General features: G+C 61.8%; 4 protein-coding genes and 1 pseudogene. 1 reads left to right on the top strand and 4 read right to left on the bottom strand.

Annotated elements, in window-relative coordinates; translation table 11 throughout:
- Positions 1-369: pseudogene (locus tag EOA86_RS25615) on the bottom strand (protein translocase subunit SecDF); the annotation flags it as partial.
- A 135-nt stretch (positions 370-504) separates the two neighbouring features.
- A complete protein-coding gene (locus EOA86_RS25610; RefSeq protein WP_128344233.1) occupies positions 505-867 on the bottom strand; it encodes a hypothetical protein in 363 nt (120 codons plus the stop codon).
- Between the two features lie 197 nt (positions 868-1,064).
- Here EOA86_RS25610 and EOA86_RS25605 point away from each other — a divergent pair, with 197 nt between their 5' ends.
- Positions 1,065-1,418 carry a helix-turn-helix domain-containing protein gene (locus tag EOA86_RS25605; protein WP_128344232.1) on the top strand — a complete coding sequence of 118 codons (354 nt, stop codon included), beginning with the start codon at positions 1,065-1,067 and terminating at the stop codon, positions 1,416-1,418.
- A 35-nt stretch (positions 1,419-1,453) separates the two neighbouring features.
- Here the strand turns inward: EOA86_RS25605 and EOA86_RS25600 are convergent, their stop codons facing one another.
- Both EOA86_RS25600 and EOA86_RS25595 read right to left on the bottom strand, forming a co-directional pair.
- The gene (locus EOA86_RS25600) at positions 1,454-2,386 is read right to left on the bottom strand and encodes a polysaccharide deacetylase family protein (RefSeq protein WP_128344230.1); all 933 of its coding nucleotides are present in this window, start codon (positions 2,384-2,386) and stop codon (positions 1,454-1,456) included.
- Positions 2,387-2,667: 281 nt separating this feature from the next.
- Positions 2,668-3,807: a LacI family DNA-binding transcriptional regulator gene (locus EOA86_RS25595; protein WP_164891976.1), complete on the bottom strand. Its 1,140-nt coding sequence runs from the start codon at positions 3,805-3,807 to the stop codon at positions 2,668-2,670.
- Positions 3,808-3,961 lie beyond the last annotated feature (154 nt).

Below are 3,961 nucleotides of genomic sequence, written 5' to 3'. Positions count from 1 at the left end.
GATCGGCTGCGTCAATCTTTCGAGCGCGGCCTTCGCAGCTTCGATCTGGCCTTGGTCGCGAATGCGGACCTGGATGGAATTGGCGGTGCCGGTAAGCCCGGTATAGCCGATCTGGGCATCGCGCAGCGATGTGCGGACCTCGTCGCGTGCCGCTTCGAGGCGTTCGTTGGCGAGGTCCTGCCGATCGATCTGGAGCAGGATGTGCGAGCCGCCCTGCAGGTCGAGGCCCAGCGTCAGCTGCCGCTTTGGCAGCCAATTCGGCAGCGATGCCAGGGTGGAGGCGGGAACCAGGTTTGGAGCTGCGTACAGGATACCGGCCAGGACCGTCAGCCAGATGAGAATGGTCTTCCAGCGCGAAAAATGGAGCATGTTCTTGTCCGTTCAGCCGATATCGGGCGGAAACCGCCTCCGACAAGAGCTTTGGCGTTCCGATCGGCGAGCAACTCGACGAGAGCCCGGGAACGCGATGTGAAAGAGTCGGCGGCCGCGGTCGCGCGGCCAGGATCATGGCGGGAGAAACGGAGGCGCGCGCGCATCAAAGGCGCGGATCGGCGACAGTTTCGTCCGGTCCTCAGACCCGATACCAATCGGTGCGGCTGACGCGGTTTCGAACGGCAGGCGCAAATCCGGCATAATGCAAAAGGGCTTGCCGTTTCCCGCAATGGCAGGCGTTCCCGTCTTGAAACGGAAAGTCTCAGCTGCAACACGGCGCGCAATGTCGCGGACAGGGATGGTCGCGACCGGTTTGGACGCAGCGAGCCTCATTTGCTCTTTAGCTACATCATGTCCGACCTGGTCGGCTGTTGCCGCAGGAATGGTCCAGACCAAAAAGAGCAACGACGCGAGCAGCCGCAGACCAGCGCTCACGCTGAGCAGAACGCCGGGCCTAGCCCGTCTTCGGCAGCTTCGTCTCATCTCATCGGTATGGCTCTCATACACTGCGATTGATACGCTTCGCCTTCTTTGCCTCAGTAAGCGGCAGACCGCACTCTTTGTCTAACTACAGCACTTGCATTGCGAATTGAAGCGCACCTTTCACGAACTCAAAGGTCAAGTGTTGGCCGATGCGCTTCCTTTTCGACGAGGAGCACAAAGGAGCCGGCCGTTCCAGAGCACCACCCTTCTCGACCGCGATCAAGGCGATCGAAGGGAAGTGGAAAGTGGATATTCTTTGTGAGCTTGGAACGGCGTCTCGCAGGTTCGGCCGATTGAGGCAGTTCATTCCGGCGATCAGTGAAAAGATGCTGACGCAGCAATTACGCGAACTGGAGGCTGACGGGCTTGTGAACCGAGAAGTCTATCCGGGATCGCCGACTAAGGTCGTCTATTCGTTGACAGAAAGCGGAGCGGCGCTCAATGCTGGAGCAGAGGCGCTATGCCGTTGGGGTGAGCAATTCCCTTCCCGCACCGATGCTTAAGCATTGCTGTTCGCCACGCGAGTTGGACGTCGGCTTCATGGCGCTTCGCCCTCGGCCGGAAACAACGACAGCCAATAACGGGCGATGTCGTTGCGGCGCATGAAGGCGGCCTCCGGCCTGGACAGAACCGTCTCGATTATGCCTTCCAATGCCGCGGCCCGGTTGGGCTGGCCGGTCCATCGCGCATGGACGGCTATCGTCATCATGCGCCCGCCTTCTTCCCTGGCTTCCCTGATCAGGAAGTCCAGATAGGCCTCGACGTTGTAGACGAAGTCCTTGGGCGTCACATAGCCGGGGCTTACCAGATAGCGGCTGTCGTTCAAGGTCTTGGAATAGGGAATGATCAGAAGGCGCCCGTTCTGTGCCGGCACGAAATAGGGCAGGTCGTCGTTGCACGGATCTGAATCATACAGGAAGCCGCCTTCCTCGATCAGGATGTCGCGCGTGTTGACGCTGGGAAAGGAACGGCTGTTCCAGCCGATCGGCCGCTCGCCGAGCAGCTCGATGAACAGCGCGACGGCACGCTGCAGATGGTCGCGCTCCTCGTCACGGCTCAGGGTCCATTGTTCGGTCCAGCGCAGGCCATGGCCGAGCAGATCGTGACCCGATTGGCACAGCCATGCCGTCACCTCCGGGTTGCGCCGCAGCGCCTCGGCACAGCTCGAGATCGTGGCGTGGACGCCGTGTCGCTCGAGCAGTCTGGCGATGCGCCAGATACCGACGCGGCTGCCATACTCGAAATGCGTTTCGGTGCCGAGATCGCGGATGCCGGCCGGCGCCGACAACGGATATTCGCCCCAGCCATCGCTATGGTCGTCGCCCTCGAACAGCGAATATTCCGACCCTTCCTCGTAGCAGACCACGAGATTGACTGCGACCAGACGTCCGTCCGGCCAGATGATCTGCGGCGGCCGCCGGCCGTAACCGACGAAATCGCGCGGCGGGCCATGGCGATGCTGGAGCTTCATGGCAGTATAACTCCTGGCGGGTTGCCGATCCGGGTCAGCGAGGAAATCGGGCTCGAAGGCCGGCGCGGAACGGCGAACCAGATCAGATTTACCCTTGGATCCAGGATTTCGCCACAACCAGACTGCAGCAAACCGCACGTCAGTCCGCAGAAATCTGGATACAAGAATCCCGATCCACCATGCCAGGCGACAATGTCGGGGCCATCGCCCTTTGCGGGGGCGCCTGTCTGGTTTGGAGCGGCATCAGTACGGCGTTTGCGTTGACGGAAGACTGGAGGTGCTCAGCTGGCTGTCGGTCCGTGTGTGCGCCCAGGCGCCACAGCACTGACCGATTCCCGCTCGACCAGCGGGCATTCAAGCTTGGTAATGGGGTAGCGGCCGCGGCCGGGCGGTGCAGGGACTTCCAATTGCTCGATCGCCCATTGCCCCATCGCCATATGCGGCAGGATCGACGTCGTCAAAGGCGGGAACAGATGCCGGGCGATTTCCTCGTCGTCATAGCCGATCACCGAAATATCCCCAGGGATGTGCAAGCCGGCCTCCTTCAACGCTTCGTAGCAGCCGATCGCGGTGCGGTCGTTCTGGCAGAAGATTGCGGTCGGCCGATCCTTGAGTGCCAGAAGCTTGACTGTCGCGGCGTAGCCGGCGCTCGCCGACCAGTCGCCCTCGACCACCAGCTCCACATCGAACGGGATGTCGGCCGTCGCCAGTGCCCGGCGGTAGCCCTTCAGCCGATCCTGCGCCGCCTGCATCCATGGCTCGCCGGTGATGGTTCCGATGCGGCGGTGGCCACGGCTGATCAAGTGGCGGGTGGAACTCTGCCCGCCGGCGATTTCGCTCGGCACCACGGCGGGAAAGGCGTAGTCGGCGGTATAGCAATTGAGCAGGATGACCGGGATATCGAGGCCGTAGAGATAGTCGGGCGCGGTGATCTCGCGCGTAAAGATGGTCATGTAGATCAGCGCCGAAATACCCCGCTTGGTCAGTGCCGCAATCGCGCGCGGCTCCATGACGGTATCACCCAAAGTCTGCGCGACCAGCACGACATTGCCGGCATTCCACGAGGCCTGGCGCGCTCCTTCGATGGCGACGACCGCTTCGGGACTGGTCGCCAGTTGATCGACCGCGAAGCCGATCACCCCGTCCAGCCCCTCGAACGAGGCGATAGGGCTGCGAAGAGCAGAGAAGGCTGGTGGCGCATAGCCGAGGCCCCGCGCGGCCCCGATCACCCGTTCGCGGGTCTGTTGCGAGAGCCTTATGCCCGGCGTGTTGTTGAGGACGAACGAAACCGTTGCCTGCGAGCAGCCGGCGGCCCTGGCGATATCGGTCATGGTAACGCGACCCTTGGGGTTCTTGGCCGATGGCTTTCGGCGCCGGGCGGCTTCAAGGGGAGGATCGCGCAGATCCGTCGGTTCGCTCATGGCATTGTGTTCCAAATTCCCGGCTTGTCTAACCAGAGGTCGTCCTGGACGTCATAAAGACGGCAGGACGTCCGACGACGTTTCGCGTTTATAAACGAGCACTCGATTAATCATTATTATCATTCTGGTAGCCGAATGGCTAGCAGTGCGGGAG

Source organism: Mesorhizobium sp. M5C.F.Ca.IN.020.32.2.1, from assembly GCF_004023105.1.
Lineage (GTDB): Bacteria > Pseudomonadota > Alphaproteobacteria > Rhizobiales > Rhizobiaceae > Mesorhizobium > Mesorhizobium wenxiniae.
This window is presented reverse-complemented; position numbering and strand designations above follow the sequence as displayed.

Excerpts from the sequence above, each read along its gene's own strand:
- EOA86_RS25605 (WP_128344232.1), top strand. The coding sequence starts at position 1,065 with ATGCGCTTCCTTTTCGACGAGGAGCACAAAGGAGCCGGCCGTTCCAGA.
- EOA86_RS25600 (WP_128344230.1), bottom strand. The coding sequence starts at position 2,386 with ATGAAGCTCCAGCATCGCCATGGCCCGCCGCGCGATTTCGTCGGTTAC.
- EOA86_RS25595 (WP_164891976.1), bottom strand. The coding sequence starts at position 3,807 with ATGAGCGAACCGACGGATCTGCGCGATCCTCCCCTTGAAGCCGCCCGG.